This window comes from Eubacterium sp. SB2 (assembly GCF_001244405.1).
GTDB classification, from domain to species: domain Bacteria; phylum Bacillota; class Clostridia; order Lachnospirales; family Lachnospiraceae; genus Faecalicatena; species Faecalicatena contortus_B.
The window spans coordinates 617,824-635,070 of record NZ_LN865152.1 but is presented as its reverse complement, the minus strand read 5'-3'; the positions used below and the strand labels follow the sequence as shown (position 1 = coordinate 635,070).

Genomic DNA, 17,247 nt, shown 5'->3' with positions numbered 1-17,247 from the left:
GCAGATGAAACTTTTGGATATCATACCGGTTACAGGTGCGGGAGTGATCACACCGGAAATGGAACGTTATATCAACCAGTATTTAAGCACGGATACACAGATAGATGTGGTTCAGATTACAAAAGGGACGCCGAGTATTGAATGCGAATACGATGAGGCGTTGTGTGCGCCGGATATCATCGAACACTGTATCGAAGCAGAAAAGGCCGGGTATGAAGGCGTGTTTATCAACTGTTTTGGAGATCCGGGTGTGCGTGCTGCGAGGGAACGCGTAAATATTCCGGTGGTAGGCGGCTTCGAGCCGGTAATGCACCTTGCCATGGGGCTGGCCGACCGGATCGGGATCGTTACGGTGCTTCCAAATGTACTTCCTCTGATTAAAGGCAATATCGCAAAGGCGCATCTGGATGGGCGCATCGCGTGTGTCCGCAGTATAGATATACCGGTACTTGATCTCTCTAGTCATGAAAAGCTCTGCAATGCGCTTTATGCAGAAAGTTTAATGGCGATCCGGGAGGATGGGGCAGAGGTGATTGTTCTTGGCTGTACAGCCATGGTTGATGTCACGGAAACCGTACAGGCCAGGCTGCACGCTGCAGGCTATGAGATATGCGTGCTGGAGGCTGCGCAGTCTGCAGTCATGATGCTGGAGCTGAATGTGAGGATGGGGCTGAAGCAGAGCCGGATAACTTATATGCCGGTGCCGGAGAAATAGTAGGCGAAGAAAGACTTTCGGGGGATTGGGACGCACCGTGAAGGGACAGCAGGGAAACTCCGGAAGGGTATATGCCCAGCGGAAGTGCAACCCGTACATTAAGAAATTCTAAGTAGAAAAAGGCAGAAAATTGGAGCACAGCTGACACAGAGCAAGAAATCTGATGATTTCTCGCGCTGGGTCAGCAGAAAACGCGCTTCGGTAGCACGTTTTCTCTCCAATTTTCTGCCTTTTTCTACTAAGAATTTCTAAGATGTACTCTAGCACTTCCGCTGGGCATATACCCTTCCGGAGTTTCCCTGCTGTCCCTTCACGGTGATGGGTTCATCCAGTCGGAAAGAAGCGTTCTTCGGAGAGGCTCTAAATGGGGGAAGTGGATGGATTCGTTTGGCAGGGCAGTGCAGCCTCCATCCATCCGAAAAACGAAGGTCTGCAAACTAATATGCACGGTTTCCAAACCATCGGAAATGTGATAGAATTGAAACTAGAAAAAATAGAGATAAGCGGGGGTGTGCGATGAAAATGCCAACAGAAAACATGAATACGGGTATGTTTGCTCCCTGTGGTATGAACTGTATGGTTTGTTATAAGCATTGTTATCATAAAAAGCCTTGCGCCGGATGTTTAAACAGCGATATGGGGAAGCCTGAACACTGCCGTAAATGTAAGATAAAAGATTGTGCCAAGGCGAAAGGGCTGTCTTATTGCTTTGCATGTTCCGATTATCCCTGCAAACTGATCAAAAACCTTGAAAAAAGCTACAACAAAAGGTATCAGGCGAGCCTTATGGAGAATAGTGAAGTTGTTCGTCAACACGGGGTGGAAAGGTTTATGGAAATGCAGAAACGGAAATATACGTGTCCAAAATGCGGCGGTATTATTTCTATCCATGACAGCGAATGCAGTGAGTGTCAGGAAAGCATGAAAGTGGAGAATACCGTTGTGGATGAACTTAAGCGGAATTTGTAGCAGACATTATTAAGATTAACGGAGGAATTAACGAATGCAAAACTTTCTCAAAACTTTGACAAGCGAATGTAAAAATGCGGCGCTGCCTGAAGAATTTAATTTTTTCGGGAAGCTGATCGGCAGTTGGAAAATCGACTATATAGATAATAGTAATTCCCGCTCAATTAAGGGGGAATGGCATTTTTCATGGGTTCTTGATGGTATGGCGATTCAGGATGTTATTATCCTGCCCGATTATGAATACGGAACGACGCTCCGCGTCTATAATCCCGGTACGTGTGCCTGGGATATTGCCTATTGTTATACAGGAAAAATTATGCGGCTTGAGGCGAGAAAAGAAGACGGTTTGATAGTCCTTACGAACATTGAGGATGAAAAGAGAAAATGGGTCTTTGTCAAAATCGAGGATCATAATTTTCACTGGCAGGATATAAGAGTGAAGGATGACGGTGAATGGCAGATTAATTATGACTTATATGCACAGCGCATATCATAAAAACCCTTTGGGAGCTGTATACGCAGCGATAAGGTATGCAGCCGCAAAGCGGTGTCGTGAAAGCAGGCACAACTCTGACGCAGATATCAGGCGCTTATTACTGAAAGATGAACGCACTGCTGTACTAGTACATATCGGCCTGGAAACAGTGAATTATCAGGGGGGATCAGCTATCTTAATTTCCGACGAAACGCAGATGGAGTCTGGCCGGTATATTGTTTGAATACACCGGCAAAGTGCTGGCTGGAAGAAAAGCCGAGGGAGTGCGAAATATCGGTGACTGACATTTCAGAACCGGTAAGCAGTTCCTGGGCTTTATCAATTCTCAGGCGCTGTAAATAGTCATAAGGTGAAAACCCGGTACTTCTCCGGAATTTCCGCTGAAACTGGGGCGGAGAGAGGTGAATCAGACCGGCCAGGGATTCCGAACGGCAGCTTTCGTCAAGATGTGCACCCATATAGTCGATAATAGTCCGGATATCCTCCGGGATCGTATCGGTTCCGGTATTCTCTGCCTGCAATAACCTGGACAGGTGATAAAAAAGCTCAGTCAGGAGACTGACCGTCCGTGCACGGCAAAATGGGGAAGGATTTGTACTGATGGATAAGAGTTCATCCATCAGCTTCTTCAAAATGGGAATTCCCCGGAATAAACGTGTCTGGATTGAATAAAGCGTGTCGCGGATACAATCGGATGCAGCGTCGTCCAGACCAAGGAAATTTCTGGTGTCAGGCATACAGGAAAAGATGAGATAGTAAAATTTTGATTTTTCTTCTGTCCACAAGCCGGTACTGTGCAGTTCGTTCGGCATGGCAATAAAGATATCGCCGCTGTGCACATCATACAGGCGGCCCCCCAGTTCATAGTGCTGCCGGCCTTCGAAGTGGTAGCACAGTTCAAAACAATCCTTATGCAGGTGCGGCTTCAGAGGAGCATTGTCAGATCCCCGGTATTCGACGCGGGACATCAGGTGAAGGTTGGGGATATCCAACCCGGAAAAATCTGTGGTTATTCGAACATTCTGGGAGTTCATCTGGGGCACCTCCTGATAGATTCTGGAAAACGTATAAAATGCTTTATTTACCCGGCAAAGCCTGCGGCAGCAGATATTCCGATCAGCTTTACCCAAAGGCCATCCTGTTTTCTATGCCTTTAGGATACCGTTTTACTGTATCATGGGATAAAAAAAATGTCAATTTGGCCGCCAAATGGAAGACCGTCGTTACTGTGCACGCCCGCAGGCTGTGAACAGTAACAGACTGTCTAAGGCTCTGGCCTGTAACAGCCTGGGGCCCGCCTGAAATGTGATTCCGGCCGAAAAAATGTACAGAATCAAAGGATGATCATATCTTGGAAGACGCGCTGTGGATTCCTGTATAAACTGTTAGTATACAGAGTAGAGAAGGAGCGTGTTAACATGAATTATGAAAAGCATAATGAGGAAGTCCGCAGGCTTTTGCAGCAGGCGGAAGAAGGCAAATGTGAGCGTGTTATGATGGAGCTTGCGATGAATCCACGGATGATCATCTCGGATCCAATGCTGAACCCGCGCCGGATTACGTTTGAGGAATACTTAAAGGATCCGCAGATCATGCTGGAAATTCAATGCCAGTTCCAGGAATACTGTGCGGAATCACTCATAAGCGACCGCATCATGGGCTTTGAGAATCTGCAGGAGATAACACCGTACCCGGATTTTCAAAATGTTCTGGAAGGAGCCTGCCTGGGCTGTGAGATTGCATTCCATGGGTGCAATGAACCGGGCACAAAAGTATGCGCGGATGAAACGACGAAATATGAACTTTTAAAAAATACGCGCCCCCTGACGGATCCTCTCGGCGGAATTGTAAGTACACTTTTGTCCCACTATGAGTTCTTTAAAAAGAAGCGGCAGGAAGGATATACGTACAAAGGAAAGCCCCTGGGCAGCCCGGGGATGGCGGGGTTGGGAACAGATGGCCCCTTTACTATCGCGTGCAGCCTCATCGGCGCTACGCAGGCCTGCATGGATCTCTATGTGGATCAGGATTATATGATGGAGCTGCTGGATTATATTACGGAGACGGTTATTGCGAGGAATAAGGCCCTGCGCCGCTGCTATGGCCAGCCGGAAAAATCAAAATCCTTCGGTTTTGCCGACGACAGCATTGCATTGCTGTCCCTGGAAACCTATACAGAGCTGATACTGCCATTCCACAAAAAGATGATGCGTGAACTGTGTACAGGGGAGGAGCCGGGCTGGATCCATCTCTGCGGGGATGCTTCCCGGTTCTTCCCCACACTGGTGCGGGAACTGAACGCCGGCATATTCGATACGGGCTTCCCCATTGACCATGGCAGGGTAGTTCGCGAGCTGGGACCTGACATCACGGTTAAAGGCGGTGTCCATGTCGAGACACTGCGTGCCGGCACGGCGGAGGAAGTCGCCAATGCGGCGAAAACTATTTTGGAAGCTGTCAAGCCCTTCACACGGAAGTTTATCATCAAGGAGGCAAACAACCTGTCGCCGGGGACACCGCCGGACAATCTGTCTGCGATGCATGAGGCGGTACGGCGATATGGGTACTATAAATAAAATAAGCACGGAGCAGGAAACTGCTCCGCATTTTATTGCCATTCGTGGTAGAATAAATGAAAAAGAGGAACAGTTCAGCCACGCCTGAACTTTTAAGAAAAGGAACCATTAGGAGAAGCGCAATGACAATCGGAATTATAGAAGACGATCTTTTATTGAATCAAGCTTTAGATATTGCCCTGCAAAATGCAGGCTATCATACCATATGTGTACATACAAAGAAGGAGGCCCTCTCTCTGCTGGGGAAGACGGAGGGCCTGCTCTTAGTGGATATCGGACTCCCGGACGGGGATGGAATCACACTGTATCAGGAGCTCCGAAAAAAACGGGACATTCCCGCCATTTTTTTGACGGCGAGGGATGAAGAGCAGGACATGCTGGCTGCGTTTGACATGGGTGCGGATGATTATGTGGTGAAACCATTTTCTATGAAAGTGCTTTTGAAAAGAATCAACGCGGTATTCAAACGCAGCAGCGAAGAGCAGATGCTTTCCTGCCGGGATATAGCGCTGTATCCCGACAGAAAACAAGTCTTCTTAAAGGGACAGGAGATCGCCCTGACCGCGAAGGAGTATCAGCTGTTGGAGTATCTGATGAGGAATCAGGGCCAGGTGCTGACGAAAGAAAATATCCTGGAGCAGATCTGGGGTCTGGATGGCCAGTTTGTGGTGGATAATACGGTCAGTGTCACAATTAACCGGCTCAGAAAAAAGATAGAACCGGAGGCAAAACAGCCAGAGTATATTCATAATGTATTTGGGCTGGGGTATCGGATCGGAGGCAGATAGTATGTATTTTATCATGACCATATCCGTTCTGGCAGGGGGATTGCTTGGCGGCATCGGTATGTATTGCCTGCAGAGAAAACATAGGAAACAGGAACTGAAGAAGATGATAGGGCTGACCGATGAGATTCTGAATGAACGGGAAATAAAAGCCTCTGCTTCGGGGGAAGAGACTTTATACGCAAGGATTGAACATCAGCTGGTGCGGGTCCAGGAACTGATGCAGGGGAGAAAAGATGCAGCGGAAAGGAGCCGCGATGAGATACAGAAACTGATCGCAGAAATTGCGCATCAGATGCGGACTCCTTTGATGAACATGGAGACATATCTTGGGTTCCTGCAGGAAAATCTTGAGGAGAATTCAACAGGAGCAGCCGGTAATAATCCTGATTCCGCCAACCGTTCTTCTAATATCAGGCAGTCTCTGCAATATGCGGCTGCGATTGAGAACAGCCAGCAAAAATTACATTTTCTTGTAGAAAGTTTCATCAAAATGTCCAGGCTGGAGCAGCATATCATCCAGATAAAGAAAGAAGACAAGGATATACTGAAAACGCTCCGAAATTCTCTGGGACAGATCCAACCACAGGCAGAAACAAAGGGGGTTCAGTTTGACATCTCTTTCTTGGAAAATGCAGCTTTCCTGCATGATCCTAACTGGCTGGGAGAGGCAGTCTTTAATATTCTGGAAAATGCCGTGAAGTACAGTGAAGCCGGAGGCAGGGTGGAAGTATCCATGTCACAAAATGAAATGTACCTGAAGATCCGGGTAAGAGATTATGGAATCGGTATCGGGGCAGGGGAGGAGAATCAGATTTTTCAAAGATTTTACCGTGGAAAAGATGTCACCACCCAGGAAGGATTCGGGATCGGCCTGTATCTGTCGAGGGAGATCGTGAACAGACATGGCGGATTCCTGGTGGCTAAGAGAATGCACCCGGGGCTGATGCTTGAACTTTGTTTTCCAACCGCGTTGTTAGAAGTTTGTTAGATTTACTCCATATACTAGTATATGGCAGAAAACGGATTCAGGCTTCTGAGGCTATGATATGTACGCTGCCAAATACAGAGCAGGAGAAAAGAATTTATGGAAATTGTGAAGGCCGCCGGTCTGAAAAAATACTATATCACAGATACTTATGAGGTCCACGCACTGGACGGAGTGACTCTTTCGGTAAGAGACGGTGAATTTGTGGCAATTGTCGGAACCTCGGGAAGCGGAAAGACAACCCTCCTGAATATGCTTGGAGGCTTGGATATCCCCACGGAGGGCGGAGTCTGGATCCGCGGAAACAGCCTGAAGGATATGGAGATTGAGGAACGTACGGTATTTCGCAGAAGGAATATTGGATTTGTCTTTCAGCAGTATAATCTGGTTCCGGTACTCAGTGTTTATGAAAATATTGTGCTCCCGTTACGGCTGGATGGAGCAGAGATTGATTACGAATTGCTGGAAGAGGTAACAAAACTTCTTGGAATCCATGAGAAATTAGAGCGGCTGCCCCAGACCCTGTCCGGCGGACAGCAGCAGAGAGTGGCAATCGCCCGGGCGCTTCTGACCAAACCGGCTATTCTGCTGGCCGATGAACCTACCGGTAATTTGGATTCCGTTACAAGTACTGAGGTGGTGGGGCTTTTAAAATTCTGTGCGGAAAAATACCATCAGACAGTAATCGTGGTAACCCATCAGGAAGAAGTGGCGCAGATGGCAGACCGTGTCATCCGGATGGAGGATGGCAGAATCTGCAGCAGGACAGAGTGTGCGAAGGATGACGGCAAAGCTTGCAGCCGGACAGAGTGGGAGGAATATATACAAAACAGCGGCACAATCAGTGGGCAGGAGGGGTAAGTTATGGCAGGAAAAGGATTTACCCCGAATCAAAACAAACAGGTGGTCAAAATGCTTTCAAGAGAGATTGGCAAATGCAATAAGGGCAGAAACCGGATTCTCCTGGGAACGGTTATTTTGTGTATTGTTACGCTGACCATGGTATTTGGAATCTCATTCGGGAAGGTTCAGGCAGAATATACGAAGGCAGTAAGGGCGGCAGGAACCGCAGCATCAGTCTGCATCGAGAATGCAGACCAGTCTCAGTATGGGAAGGTTTGTTCCCTCCGTTATGTGAAGCGGGCAGGAAGGTGTGTAACTCTGGGAGAGGCGGCTGACGGCGATCAGTATATCTGCAGGATCCAGGCGCTGGATGATGCGGCGTGGGAGGAGATTAGGAAACCGGCTTATACGGATATTCACGGACACTATCCAAAGGAAAAGCAGGAGATTATGCTTTCTGCCAGGTCGCTGAAAAGTCTGGGTATTGATCATCCGGAGATGGGGATGCGGATCGGCCTTACGGTAAGTATCGGACTGATCCGCACGGAACAGGAAGAATTCCGTCTCAGCGGCTGGTATACAGACTATGTGGGGGAGACGTCCAATTCGGCAGTGGGATATATAGCAGAGCAGAAAGTGGAGGACTGGGGGTATCATATCTGGGAAGAAGCAGATATTTTGATCTGCCAGTCTGATCATATGGACTGGCAGGAGACGGAAGAGCGTTTATATCAGGATGTCTCCCAAAAGGCGTCTGAAGCGAAGATTACCGCTGCCAATACTTATGCCCGCGATGCAGTCAGCCGGCTGGCAGGAGGGTATGGCATGGCCGCATTTGGCGGACTGCTTATCCTGGGCGGTATGTTTTTCCTGGTCCAAAATGTGATGCAGATCTCTATGGCAGGAGACATCCGCCAGATGGGGCTTTTAAATACAATCGGGACAACGAAAAAACAGATGCAAAGAATTTATTTGGGGCAGATTCTGAGAATCTTAATTCCAGGGGTGCTGGCAGGGACACTTCTGTCAGCCTTTGTTTTGCTGGCAGTGATACCGGAGATACTGGGGAACCAGTACTTAAGCGGATATGGAGGCGCGAGAGAACTGCAGATCTTCCGGCCGGGGCTTCTGGCGGCTTCCATCGTATTTACAGTAATGCTCACCATAAGCGCAGCGGCAGGAGTCATTCACCACATCGTAAATGTATCCTGTGTGGAGAGTATGAATTATACCGGTCTGATAAGAAACCGGCAAAAGAAGGCAAAATGGAGAAAGACAGAAACGAAGCGGGTACGAATAAAACATAAGAGGCGAAAAAGAAGCGCTGCCGGGGAACTGTGGTACATGGCATGGCAGAATCTGACCAGACATCGGGGAAGATTTTTACTGACGGTGTTTTCCCTGTTTCTTGGGATAGAAACCTTTCTGGGGGCTGTTGTTATTACTAGGGGCAGTGATTATGTGCATGTGATCGAGCAGCGTCCGGACTTTCTGATTGCCGGTGAATTCAGTGAGTGGGGGAAGGAACAGGGATACGGCAGGGAGTATAAATCGAGAGATGTGGGTGAAGATCCGATGCTGACAGAAGGGGATATCCTATACTTATTATATGGCAATTCCTATGATGAGTTTTCCCCCATTTCCTCAGCAGTCAGAGAAGCCTTATTAAGCCTTGACGGGGTGGATCAAGAGAAGTCATACATCATGGAAGGGGCTTATATGACTTCCACTATTTCCAGAAAAGGCGTGATGCCCTTACTGGATAAAAGAGATTCATTTAATGAAAACGCTCAGGTAATAGAAGGCGTCGGATATGGTGAAAACTATGCCATGATTGAAGGCGGACTTGAAGATGTCGTCCAGATTCTGAGTGACGGGGAGATTGCCGCTCTGCGGCAGTATGTGGAGGACAATCAATTGCCGGTGGATATGGACAGCCTGGAAAATGGCACCGGCGTGATGATTCTCCATGATCATCAGCTTTCACCGAAACAGGAGAGGCTGGCAAAGGATAGCGTGGGAGAACAGCTGTATTTTACGACAATGCGGTCTAAGAAAGATTGGATGATTTGGAATCAGCTGAGTCCAAAGGAGAGAGACAGCGTAATAGAGGAAGAGGCGCTTGGAGGAAAACAGTCGGATATGTTTACTTTAAGCGGCTACCTGGATAACCGTGCAGAAGGATTTCCTGATATACGGCAGACCTGGCATGGGGCAGAGGGAATGGTTTATTATCTGATCAGCAGGGAGGGCTTTGAGAAGCTGCCTACGGAGAAAAAAACGCTTTATATGGAATTGAATGTGGATGAAAAAAAGGAGCCAAAAATAAAGACAGCGATTCAAAATATGATATCCCGGGAGAACCGGAGGCGGGAAAAGATGACAGGAACAGGAGCAGACGAGGAGAACGGGGAGGCAGGAATCTTCTGCATCAGCAAATCGGACCTGCTGGCAGAGGCGGCCAATTATATCAGAGGGAACCGGCTGATTCTTGGAAGCATCAGCGCAGTGTTATTATTTGCAGGGCTGACGAACTATTTTAATGTTATGATCACAGGAATATTGTCCAGGAAAAGAGAACTGGAGGTTATGGAAAGTGTAGGCATGACCCGGCGGCAGGAGCGAAGGATGCTGGCGGCGGAGGGGCTGTATTATTGCCTGATTGTGGCAGTTCTGATGTTGACGGTGGGAAGCGGGATCTTGAAGCTGATTTGTATTTATATGGAGCAGAGGCTTTCCTATTATGTGTTCAGATATCCGGTGGGATGGGGGATTGTACTGGTTGCCGGATTGGCGGGGATCTGTCTGGTGATTCCGGAGATGATGTTTCGAAGGAAAAAAGTGTTTGATAGTTAACTGCAGAACAATTGAATTAGTGATGGCTGCATGGTAAAATAGCTTTGTATAATTGAAAAGAGGTCAGAGGATAGTCTGGTGGTTTCCTTCGGAAATAAACGAAGGAGGACATGTAGCATGAATACACTCGAAGTGTTGACATTAGTGCTGGTAATTTTTGCAGCATTAGCTTACATAGATAATCATCATGATAAAAAATAGCTATCCTCTACTGCAATAGAGGATAGCTGGTAACTATAAATTACTACAGATATCCGAAGCGAAATCATTAGACAAGCGTAAGTCTTTTGATTACTTCTAAGTAAATTATACATAGGGTACTTGAATTTTTCAAGTACCCTCATTAAATTTTGAAAGAAATTCTGAAAACGGGTGTAACAGTTCAGGCAGATCTGAACTAATACGCATCGAGCACATTGAAATTTGCCTGCGGGGAATGGTGATGTGCGCTAGCAGCGCAAGTTTAGAACGGACTGAAGCAGAGCGGGAACAGGATGCCTCTTTCGTTCGGTCTGTGCAATAAATGCTCAGACCTGTCTTGGCTTTTGGTTGAATTCCAGCTATTAGTCGGATATAATATAGGTAAACCTATTTGCATATATAGGAGCAACTTGAAATAGAGGTGTGAATATGTCCGAGTAAGAAAAGATTATATACTTGCCGATTGTAAAAAAGGAATGGGGGATTATCTATACCATTGACAATAGAAAGCTGATTATCACAGTAATTGATGCTGGGAGTCGCGGGCAGATATACAAAGGATTGTGATATTCACATTAAAAGTTTAAATTAAATTTTAATGGGCAGATTTTTTATTTTGTAAAAGTCTGCCCATCTTCTGCAGTATATGCAAAAGAGTATAGAAGGGAAAAAACCAACCGGGGAGAAGTGAACCATTCGACAGCAGGCGCCTAATAGCTGGCGGAATTACCTCTGCCCGCCGATAGGTCGTTTTAAGGCTGATAAAAAATTATACTTTTGAGGAGAATATATTATGGAAGAGAACAAAAGTTTAAAGATATCCGCTCAGATCAATGATGTTTTTACATATGCCTTACAGCAGAATGGGCTGGAACTTATCAGGAGTATCCGTATTAAAAATACAACGGACGCAGAGATAGGTAACCTGGTTATCAGGATACACACAGATATAGACCTGACAGAACCCTATCAGCAGGCAGTAGAGATTTTGCAGGCAGGGGAGGAACTGGAGATTCGCAATCTGAAAATTCTGATCAAGGGAGAATACCTGGCATCATTGACTGAACGCGTTTCCGGGATCCTTTATATCGGTATTTTTCAGGGCGAAGATGAACTGGTATCAGAGAACCGGGATATCATTGCATTGGCTTATGATGAATGGCCGGGGCTCAGATATTTCCCGGATTTACTGGCCACATTCGTTACCCCGAACCATCCCGTTGTGACAGGACTTTTGCAGTCGGCATCTAAGTGGCTTGATAAGTGGGCGGGCCGTCCATCTTTGGAAGGGTACCAAAGTCATGATCCGAACCGTGTGAAAATGATGGCGGCGGCAGCGTATGCTGCTATTCAGGAGAACAATATAACTTATGCGGTACCGCCGTCCAGTTTTGAAGAAGTAGGTCAGCGTGTTCGTCTCTGTGAAGCCGTTATGGAGCAGCATCTGGGCACTTGCCTGGATATGACACTGCTTTACGTCTCTTGTCTGGAGGCAATGGGCCTGCACCCAATCATGGTTCTGATGAAGGGGCATATCTTTGCCGGCGTCTGGCTTGTAGAGGAATCCTTTGCGGATCCAATTGTAGATGATCCGTCCCAATTGGAGAAGCGGATGGCAAATGGGATACATGAGCTGCTTGTTGTTGAGTGTACAGCCATGTGCGCAGGGAAGAGCAATCATTTTGATACGGCAATTCAGATGGCTGTATATGCAGTTGGCAGCTATCCGGATTTTGTTTTTGCGATTGATATAATGCGTGCCAGAAGGAGCGGAGTCAGACCACTGCCTATCCGCATAAAAACGGATAAGGGGTACGTAGTAGAACATACGGACAGGGAAGAATCGGGTGTGACCAGTGCGCCAAGCAGCCTGGGGGATACATTTGAATATAGCAATGCAAGGACAATTGAGCGGGTTACAAAACAAAAACAGTGGGAGCGGAAGCTTTTGGACATGAGCCTGCGCAACATGCTTATCAATATGCGTCTTACCAAAGCAGTAGTGCCCTTATTATCTGCATCGGTGGGGGTTCTGGAGGATGCCCTGGCTGACGGCGAAGAGTTTCAAGTACTTCCCCGTCCATTGGAATGGGACCTGAACAATGTGGACACCTTTAGCGCGGAGACAACCAATGTATTAGGGCCTTATGCAGATTTAATCGCATTGGAAAGCCGGCACCGAAGGCTGCATTCTATTTATTCGGAAAAGGAATTAAATGGCTGCCTAACCAGGATGTACCGTTCTGCAAAGACGTCAATGGAAGAAAATGGAGCTAGTACGCTGTATCTGGCACTAGGTCTTTTGCGCTGGTTTGAGGGAAAAAAGAGTACAACTCCCCGATATGCACCCATTATTTTAATTCCGATAGAAATCACCAGAAAATCAGCAAGCAAAGGGTATGTACTCCGTATGAGAGACGAAGATGCCCAGATAAATATTACACTGCTGGAATTTTTAAAGCAGAACTTTGACCTTGTAATTAATGGCCTCAGTCCCGTCCCTGTGGATGAACACGGCCTGGACATTGATAAGATATTTGCAGCTGTACGGCATGGGATCATGGATGAAACGATGTGGGATGTGATTGAGTCCGGTTTTATTGGTAATTTTTCTTTTTCACAGTTTGTAATGTGGAATGATATTCATAACAAAACAGAGTTCCTGGAAAGAAATAAAGTAGTGCGAAGCCTGATAAACGGCGCTGTCGACTGGGACTGCACAATACCGGAAAGCGTAGATACAGATGAAGCTTATCTGCCGGTTACAGCCGATTCTTCGCAGCTTCGTGCGATCAACATGGCTGCCGGCGGCGTCAGTTTTGTACTCCATGGGCCTCCGGGGACGGGAAAATCCCAGACGATTACCGCCATGATAGCCAATGCGCTTACAAAGGGAAAGACCGTTCTATTCGTTGCAGAAAAAATGGCAGCACTGGAAGTGGTGCAGAAACGACTGGCAGCCTTAGGTATAGGGGATTTCTGCCTTGAATTACATTCCCAGAAGGCGGCTAAAAAAAGTGTGCTGGGTCAGTTAAAGCGCGGACTCGAACTGCATGCGCAGGGCGTGCGGACTGATTATGATAAAAAAATTGAAGATATACGCAGAATGAGAATGGATCTGGATGCTTATGTGCAGGCGCTTCATAAGCGCAGGGGATTTGGAAACAGTTTGCGCGAACTAATCGATATTTATGAATACATTCCGGATCATGGAAAGGAAGTTTACTTTGAGGATGCTTTTGTGTCAGGATTAGCCCAGAGCAGCCTGGATAATCATAGACATATTTTGGAACGATTGGTTGCCGCAGGGCGGGCTGTCGGGCATCCTCACGGACACCCTTTAATGGCAGTGCAGCAAATCGAATACAGTCAGAGTTTAAAAATAGAACTAACCAGAATTGTGTCGGCATATAAAGAGGCATTGATAAATTATAAAAATGCTGCTTCAGCCTTTGCGGGAGTAATGGGACAGGCAATCCCTGTCAGCCGATCCGGGATGGAACAAATAAGAAGTTGTGCAAAGAGCGTCCGGTATGTGGAAAATATCCCGTCATTTCTGTTAAATGCTGACTTAATTGAACGAGTATTTGAAGCGCCGGATGCATTTCTGCAGAGAAAATATGCTTTGAGTCAAAAGACAGCAGTTTTCATGGGGAAATGGAATGAAAACTTCCTGAGGATGGATATGGAAAGTTTTCGCAGACGATTTGAAGAGGCCAATAAAAAATTCTTTGGCAAAGGGAAAGCACTTGCAGCTTTGACAGCGGAGCTCCAGGCATATGCAGACTTCCGGGTAGAGACTGATAAGATACCGGCACTGCTTACGGATGTCTCATTCTATCAACAGGAAGTAAAGGAAGTGGCAGAGTTAGAAAAAAATCTGCCTTCAGATTGGGGCGGGGTTGCACAAGAATTCGGTACACCTGCAGAATTCAGGAAGTATCAGGAAGAGATAACAGCGCAGATTGCAGCAATATCACCGTTTATGGAACAAATCCGGCAGCTTAAAGATTGTGACCAGTTAAATAACTGTCTAAAAAAGGCCGGAGAGGTAATTGCAAATTTCGATATACTTTTCAGGACAGAGACAGCAGCAAGAGAACTGCTCTTGCTGACATTTGATGAAACGGAAGAGGATTGGCCGGACAGCAGAATCGAACTTTGTAATAAACTGCTGGATAATGCCTCATCTATTAAAGACTGGATTATTTACCTTCAATCATCAGAAGAATGCAGACAGGCCGGGCTGTCTTCTATTTGTGACGCCTATGAGGAGGGCCTTGCTCATGAGGCAGTGCTGGATGTATACTTACGATCCATCTATAAGGCGATTGCCCTGTTGCTAATCCAGAAGGAACCGGTTCTAAACGGTTTTACAGGAACCGGATTCAATGAAAGAATTCTACAGTTTAAAAAGCTGGATCAGGAATTCATGGAATTGACAAAGGAAGAAATGTTTTATAGGCTGATCCATCAGCTGCCGGATGGCTATGAGTCAGTGGAGATGAGCAGGGAGCTGAATATACTCAGACGTGCAATCAGCAGTAATGGCAGAGGGCTTTCCATACGCGCATTATTTGAACAAATACCCCAAGCGTTAAGCCGGCTTTGTCCGTGTATGCTTATGAGTCCGATTTCTGTTGCCCAGTATTTAGCAGCAGACGGGAAGTTGTTTGATATTGTTGTATTTGATGAAGCTTCCCAGCTGCCCACTTGTAAAGCAGTTGGCGTTATGGCGCGTGGAGAAAATGTTGTAGTCGTAGGGGATCCGAATCAAATGCCGCCAACCAGCTTCTTTGCAGGAAGCACGGTGGACGAAGACAATTTGGATATCGAGGATCTTGACAGTATTCTGGATGACTGCCTTGCCCTCGGAATGCCGCAGGCCTATCTGAAATGGCATTATCGCAGCAAACATGAGAGCTTGATTACATTTAGCAATCAGGAGTTTTATGAAAACCATATGCTGACTTTCCCGTCCGTAAATGATCGGGAGCAAAGAGTAAGTATGAAGAAGGTGGATGGCTTCTTTGATCGGGGAAAGAGCCGTGTAAATGAAGCAGAGGCCCGCGCAATCGTAAAGGAAATCAAACGCCGTTATGAGAACTCTGCTTTACGTGAATTGACGATAGGGGTTGTTACCTTTAATATAAATCAACAGACACTGATCGAGGATCTTTTGCAGGAGGAATTTCGCAAAGATGATAAATTCGACATATGGGCAAGCCAGGGGGATGAACCGCTTTTTGTTAAGAACCTGGAAAATGTTCAGGGGGATGAAAGGGACATTATTTTGTTTTCTGTATCCTTTGGCCCGGATGCAGAAGGAAAGCTAACGATGAATTTCGGACCGCTGAACAAAGAAGGCGGCTGGAAGCGCCTGAATGTTGCTGTATCGAGGGCAAGATGTGAAATGGTTGTATTCACTACACTGACCTCTGACATGATAGACTTAAAGCGTACAAAATCAAAAGGGGTAGAGGCCTTAAAGAATTTTTTGGAGTTTGCGGAAAAGGGCAGGATGCAGATAAAGAATACGGGCAGCCAGACACGGAAAAAACAGGGGATCAGGGAGCGTATTTGCCAGAAGCTTAACGAGGCGGGATACCAGTGCCAGACAGATGTTGGCCGTTCCGATTTTAAGGTGGATATTGCAGTTGTAAATCCTTATAATAATGAGGAATACTTAATCGGCATCATGCTAGACGGGGACTCCTATCGGCAATCAGCCAACACGAAGGATCGCGAAGTGGCCCAGATAAATGTTTTAAAGGGGCTGGGCTGGGAACTTTATCGTATCTGGACGATGGACTGGTGGGAGAATCGAGAAAAAGAAATTTCAAGACTTTTGAATTTTCTCGAGAAGAGAAAGCAGGAGGAATCTGAGGCAGCCATTAAGAAAAGGGCTGTCCAGGCAGAAATGCTGAATGCTCTGGAAGGGGGAAATGATGCAAACGTGGCAGACGCCAAAGCGGAGTCAACAGAGGAGGTTCTGCAGGGAGAGACTGTCAAACAGGAAGATAAAGAACATGCAGGAAGTGTTCTGTCTGAGGTGAACACTGTTCCTGGTGACAATGTGAAAGAGAGTGAGATCGAACCTCCTGTATTTTCAGCGGAAGTAAAGTTTGTTCAAAATGATTTAATGGCCGACGAACCTTCACAGATGATTGCAGTAAAAGCAGAAGAAAAGACGGAATCTTTCGACAGTATACATTCAGAAAGATATGAATGCATAGAATATGAGTCCGCGGATGTAGCGATCACACCAATTACCACAGCGGCATATGCTGCGAAGGATTCTATGAAACTTATTGAGGAGAAAATGAACGATATTCTGGACAAAGAGGCGCCAATTTCTTATGAGCGTCTGCTCAAAAAGACGCTTCGGGGATTTGAGATTGGCAGAGCGAGTGCACAGACAATCGAAGCCACCGATAAAGTAATAAAAAAAATGTCCTTAAAGGCAAACAGACAAAACGGCATGAAATTCTATTGGAAAGAGGGACAGAATCCGGAGTCATATAATCTCTATCGTATAGATGTGAATGCGGATGATAAACGCACGCCGGCCGACATCTGCCAACAGGAATTGAAGAATGCTGTTTGTAAGACATTACAGGAGAAGGGGGCACTGGCGAAAGACGACCTGATCCGTGATACAATCAGGACGATGGGATATGCACGAAGCGGGGCGGCACTAATAGAGGCGGTAGACAGAGGTCTTAAATTCGGCCGGAAGACAGGCGAAATCGTGCAGACAGAGGAAAAGAAATTCGTGTTATCGGAGGAATAAAAGAATTCGGGAGTTAGTGACGCGC

11 protein-coding genes are annotated in these 17,247 nt (G+C 46.6%); 10 read left to right on the top strand and 1 reads right to left on the bottom strand.

Annotation, left to right across the window (positions count from 1 at the left end):
* Window positions 1–4 precede the first annotated feature (4 nt).
* The 4 genes from BN1938_RS10355 (at window position 5) to BN1938_RS10345 (ending at window position 2,180) form a co-directional block, all read left to right on the top strand.
* On the top strand, window positions 5–715 hold the full coding sequence (locus BN1938_RS10355; RefSeq protein WP_050640511.1) for an aspartate/glutamate racemase family protein: 711 nt from the start codon (window positions 5–7) through the stop codon (window positions 713–715).
* A 364-nt stretch (window positions 716–1,079) separates the two neighbouring features.
* Complete coding sequence (locus tag BN1938_RS23370; protein ID WP_156320699.1) at window positions 1,080–1,235, top strand: hypothetical protein; 156 nt, start codon at window positions 1,080–1,082, stop codon at window positions 1,233–1,235.
* Complete coding sequence (locus BN1938_RS10350) at window positions 1,232–1,684, top strand: DUF3795 domain-containing protein (protein WP_050640510.1); 453 nt, start codon at window positions 1,232–1,234, stop codon at window positions 1,682–1,684. Before BN1938_RS23370 ends, BN1938_RS10350 begins: the two co-directional genes overlap by 4 nt.
* A 34-nt stretch (window positions 1,685–1,718) precedes the next feature.
* Window positions 1,719–2,180 carry a hypothetical protein gene (locus BN1938_RS10345; RefSeq protein ID WP_050640509.1) on the top strand — a complete coding sequence of 154 codons (462 nt, stop codon included), beginning with the start codon at window positions 1,719–1,721 and terminating at the stop codon, window positions 2,178–2,180.
* A gap of 170 nt (window positions 2,181–2,350) precedes the next feature.
* On the opposite strand, the gene BN1938_RS10340 is transcribed toward BN1938_RS10345, so the two are convergent.
* The gene (locus BN1938_RS10340) at window positions 2,351–3,214 is read right to left on the bottom strand and encodes an AraC family transcriptional regulator (RefSeq protein WP_050640508.1); all 864 of its coding nucleotides are present in this window, start codon (window positions 3,212–3,214) and stop codon (window positions 2,351–2,353) included.
* 384 nt (window positions 3,215–3,598) lie between these two features.
* On the opposite strand from BN1938_RS10340, the gene BN1938_RS10335 reads away from it, so the two are divergent.
* From BN1938_RS10335 to BN1938_RS10310, 6 genes are all read left to right on the top strand, one after another.
* Window positions 3,599–4,756: a uroporphyrinogen decarboxylase family protein gene (locus tag BN1938_RS10335; protein ID WP_050640507.1), complete on the top strand. Its 1,158-nt coding sequence runs from the start codon at window positions 3,599–3,601 to the stop codon at window positions 4,754–4,756.
* A gap of 122 nt (window positions 4,757–4,878) precedes the next feature.
* Entirely contained in the window at window positions 4,879–5,544 is a 666-nt protein-coding gene (locus BN1938_RS10330; protein WP_050640506.1) for a response regulator transcription factor, read from the top strand.
* Window position 5,545: 1 nt separating this feature from the next.
* Complete coding sequence (locus BN1938_RS10325) at window positions 5,546–6,532, top strand: sensor histidine kinase (RefSeq protein WP_242843835.1); 987 nt, start codon at window positions 5,546–5,548, stop codon at window positions 6,530–6,532.
* Between the two features lie 96 nt (window positions 6,533–6,628).
* Window positions 6,629–7,390 carry an ABC transporter ATP-binding protein gene (locus BN1938_RS10320; RefSeq protein WP_050640505.1) on the top strand — a complete coding sequence of 254 codons (762 nt, stop codon included), beginning with the start codon at window positions 6,629–6,631 and terminating at the stop codon, window positions 7,388–7,390.
* A gap of 3 nt (window positions 7,391–7,393) precedes the next feature.
* Window positions 7,394–10,228, top strand: a complete 2,835-nt coding sequence (locus tag BN1938_RS10315; protein WP_050640504.1) for an ABC transporter permease — start codon at window positions 7,394–7,396, stop codon at window positions 10,226–10,228.
* A gap of 994 nt (window positions 10,229–11,222) precedes the next feature.
* Window positions 11,223–17,222: a DUF4011 domain-containing protein gene (locus tag BN1938_RS10310; protein WP_050640503.1), complete on the top strand. Its 6,000-nt coding sequence runs from the start codon at window positions 11,223–11,225 to the stop codon at window positions 17,220–17,222.
* Window positions 17,223–17,247: the final 25 nt, after the last annotated feature.

What these genes read in the sequence shown, in the direction of transcription:
- BN1938_RS10320 (WP_050640505.1), top strand. Translation starts at nt 6,629, where the DNA reads ATGGAAATTGTGAAGGCCGCCGGTCTGAAAAAATACTATATCACAGAT.
- BN1938_RS10310 (WP_050640503.1), top strand. Translation starts at nt 11,223, where the DNA reads ATGGAAGAGAACAAAAGTTTAAAGATATCCGCTCAGATCAATGATGTT.
- BN1938_RS10350 (WP_050640510.1), top strand. Translation starts at nt 1,232, where the DNA reads ATGAAAATGCCAACAGAAAACATGAATACGGGTATGTTTGCTCCCTGT.
- BN1938_RS10335 (WP_050640507.1), top strand. Translation starts at nt 3,599, where the DNA reads ATGAATTATGAAAAGCATAATGAGGAAGTCCGCAGGCTTTTGCAGCAG.
- BN1938_RS10340 (WP_050640508.1), bottom strand. Translation starts at nt 3,214, where the DNA reads ATGAACTCCCAGAATGTTCGAATAACCACAGATTTTTCCGGGTTGGAT.
- BN1938_RS10325 (WP_242843835.1), top strand. Translation starts at nt 5,546, where the DNA reads ATGTATTTTATCATGACCATATCCGTTCTGGCAGGGGGATTGCTTGGC.
- BN1938_RS10330 (WP_050640506.1), top strand. Translation starts at nt 4,879, where the DNA reads ATGACAATCGGAATTATAGAAGACGATCTTTTATTGAATCAAGCTTTA.
- BN1938_RS10345 (WP_050640509.1), top strand. Translation starts at nt 1,719, where the DNA reads ATGCAAAACTTTCTCAAAACTTTGACAAGCGAATGTAAAAATGCGGCG.
- BN1938_RS10315 (WP_050640504.1), top strand. Translation starts at nt 7,394, where the DNA reads ATGGCAGGAAAAGGATTTACCCCGAATCAAAACAAACAGGTGGTCAAA.
- BN1938_RS10355 (WP_050640511.1), top strand. Translation starts at nt 5, where the DNA reads ATGAAACTTTTGGATATCATACCGGTTACAGGTGCGGGAGTGATCACA.
- BN1938_RS23370 (WP_156320699.1), top strand. Translation starts at nt 1,080, where the DNA reads ATGGGGGAAGTGGATGGATTCGTTTGGCAGGGCAGTGCAGCCTCCATC.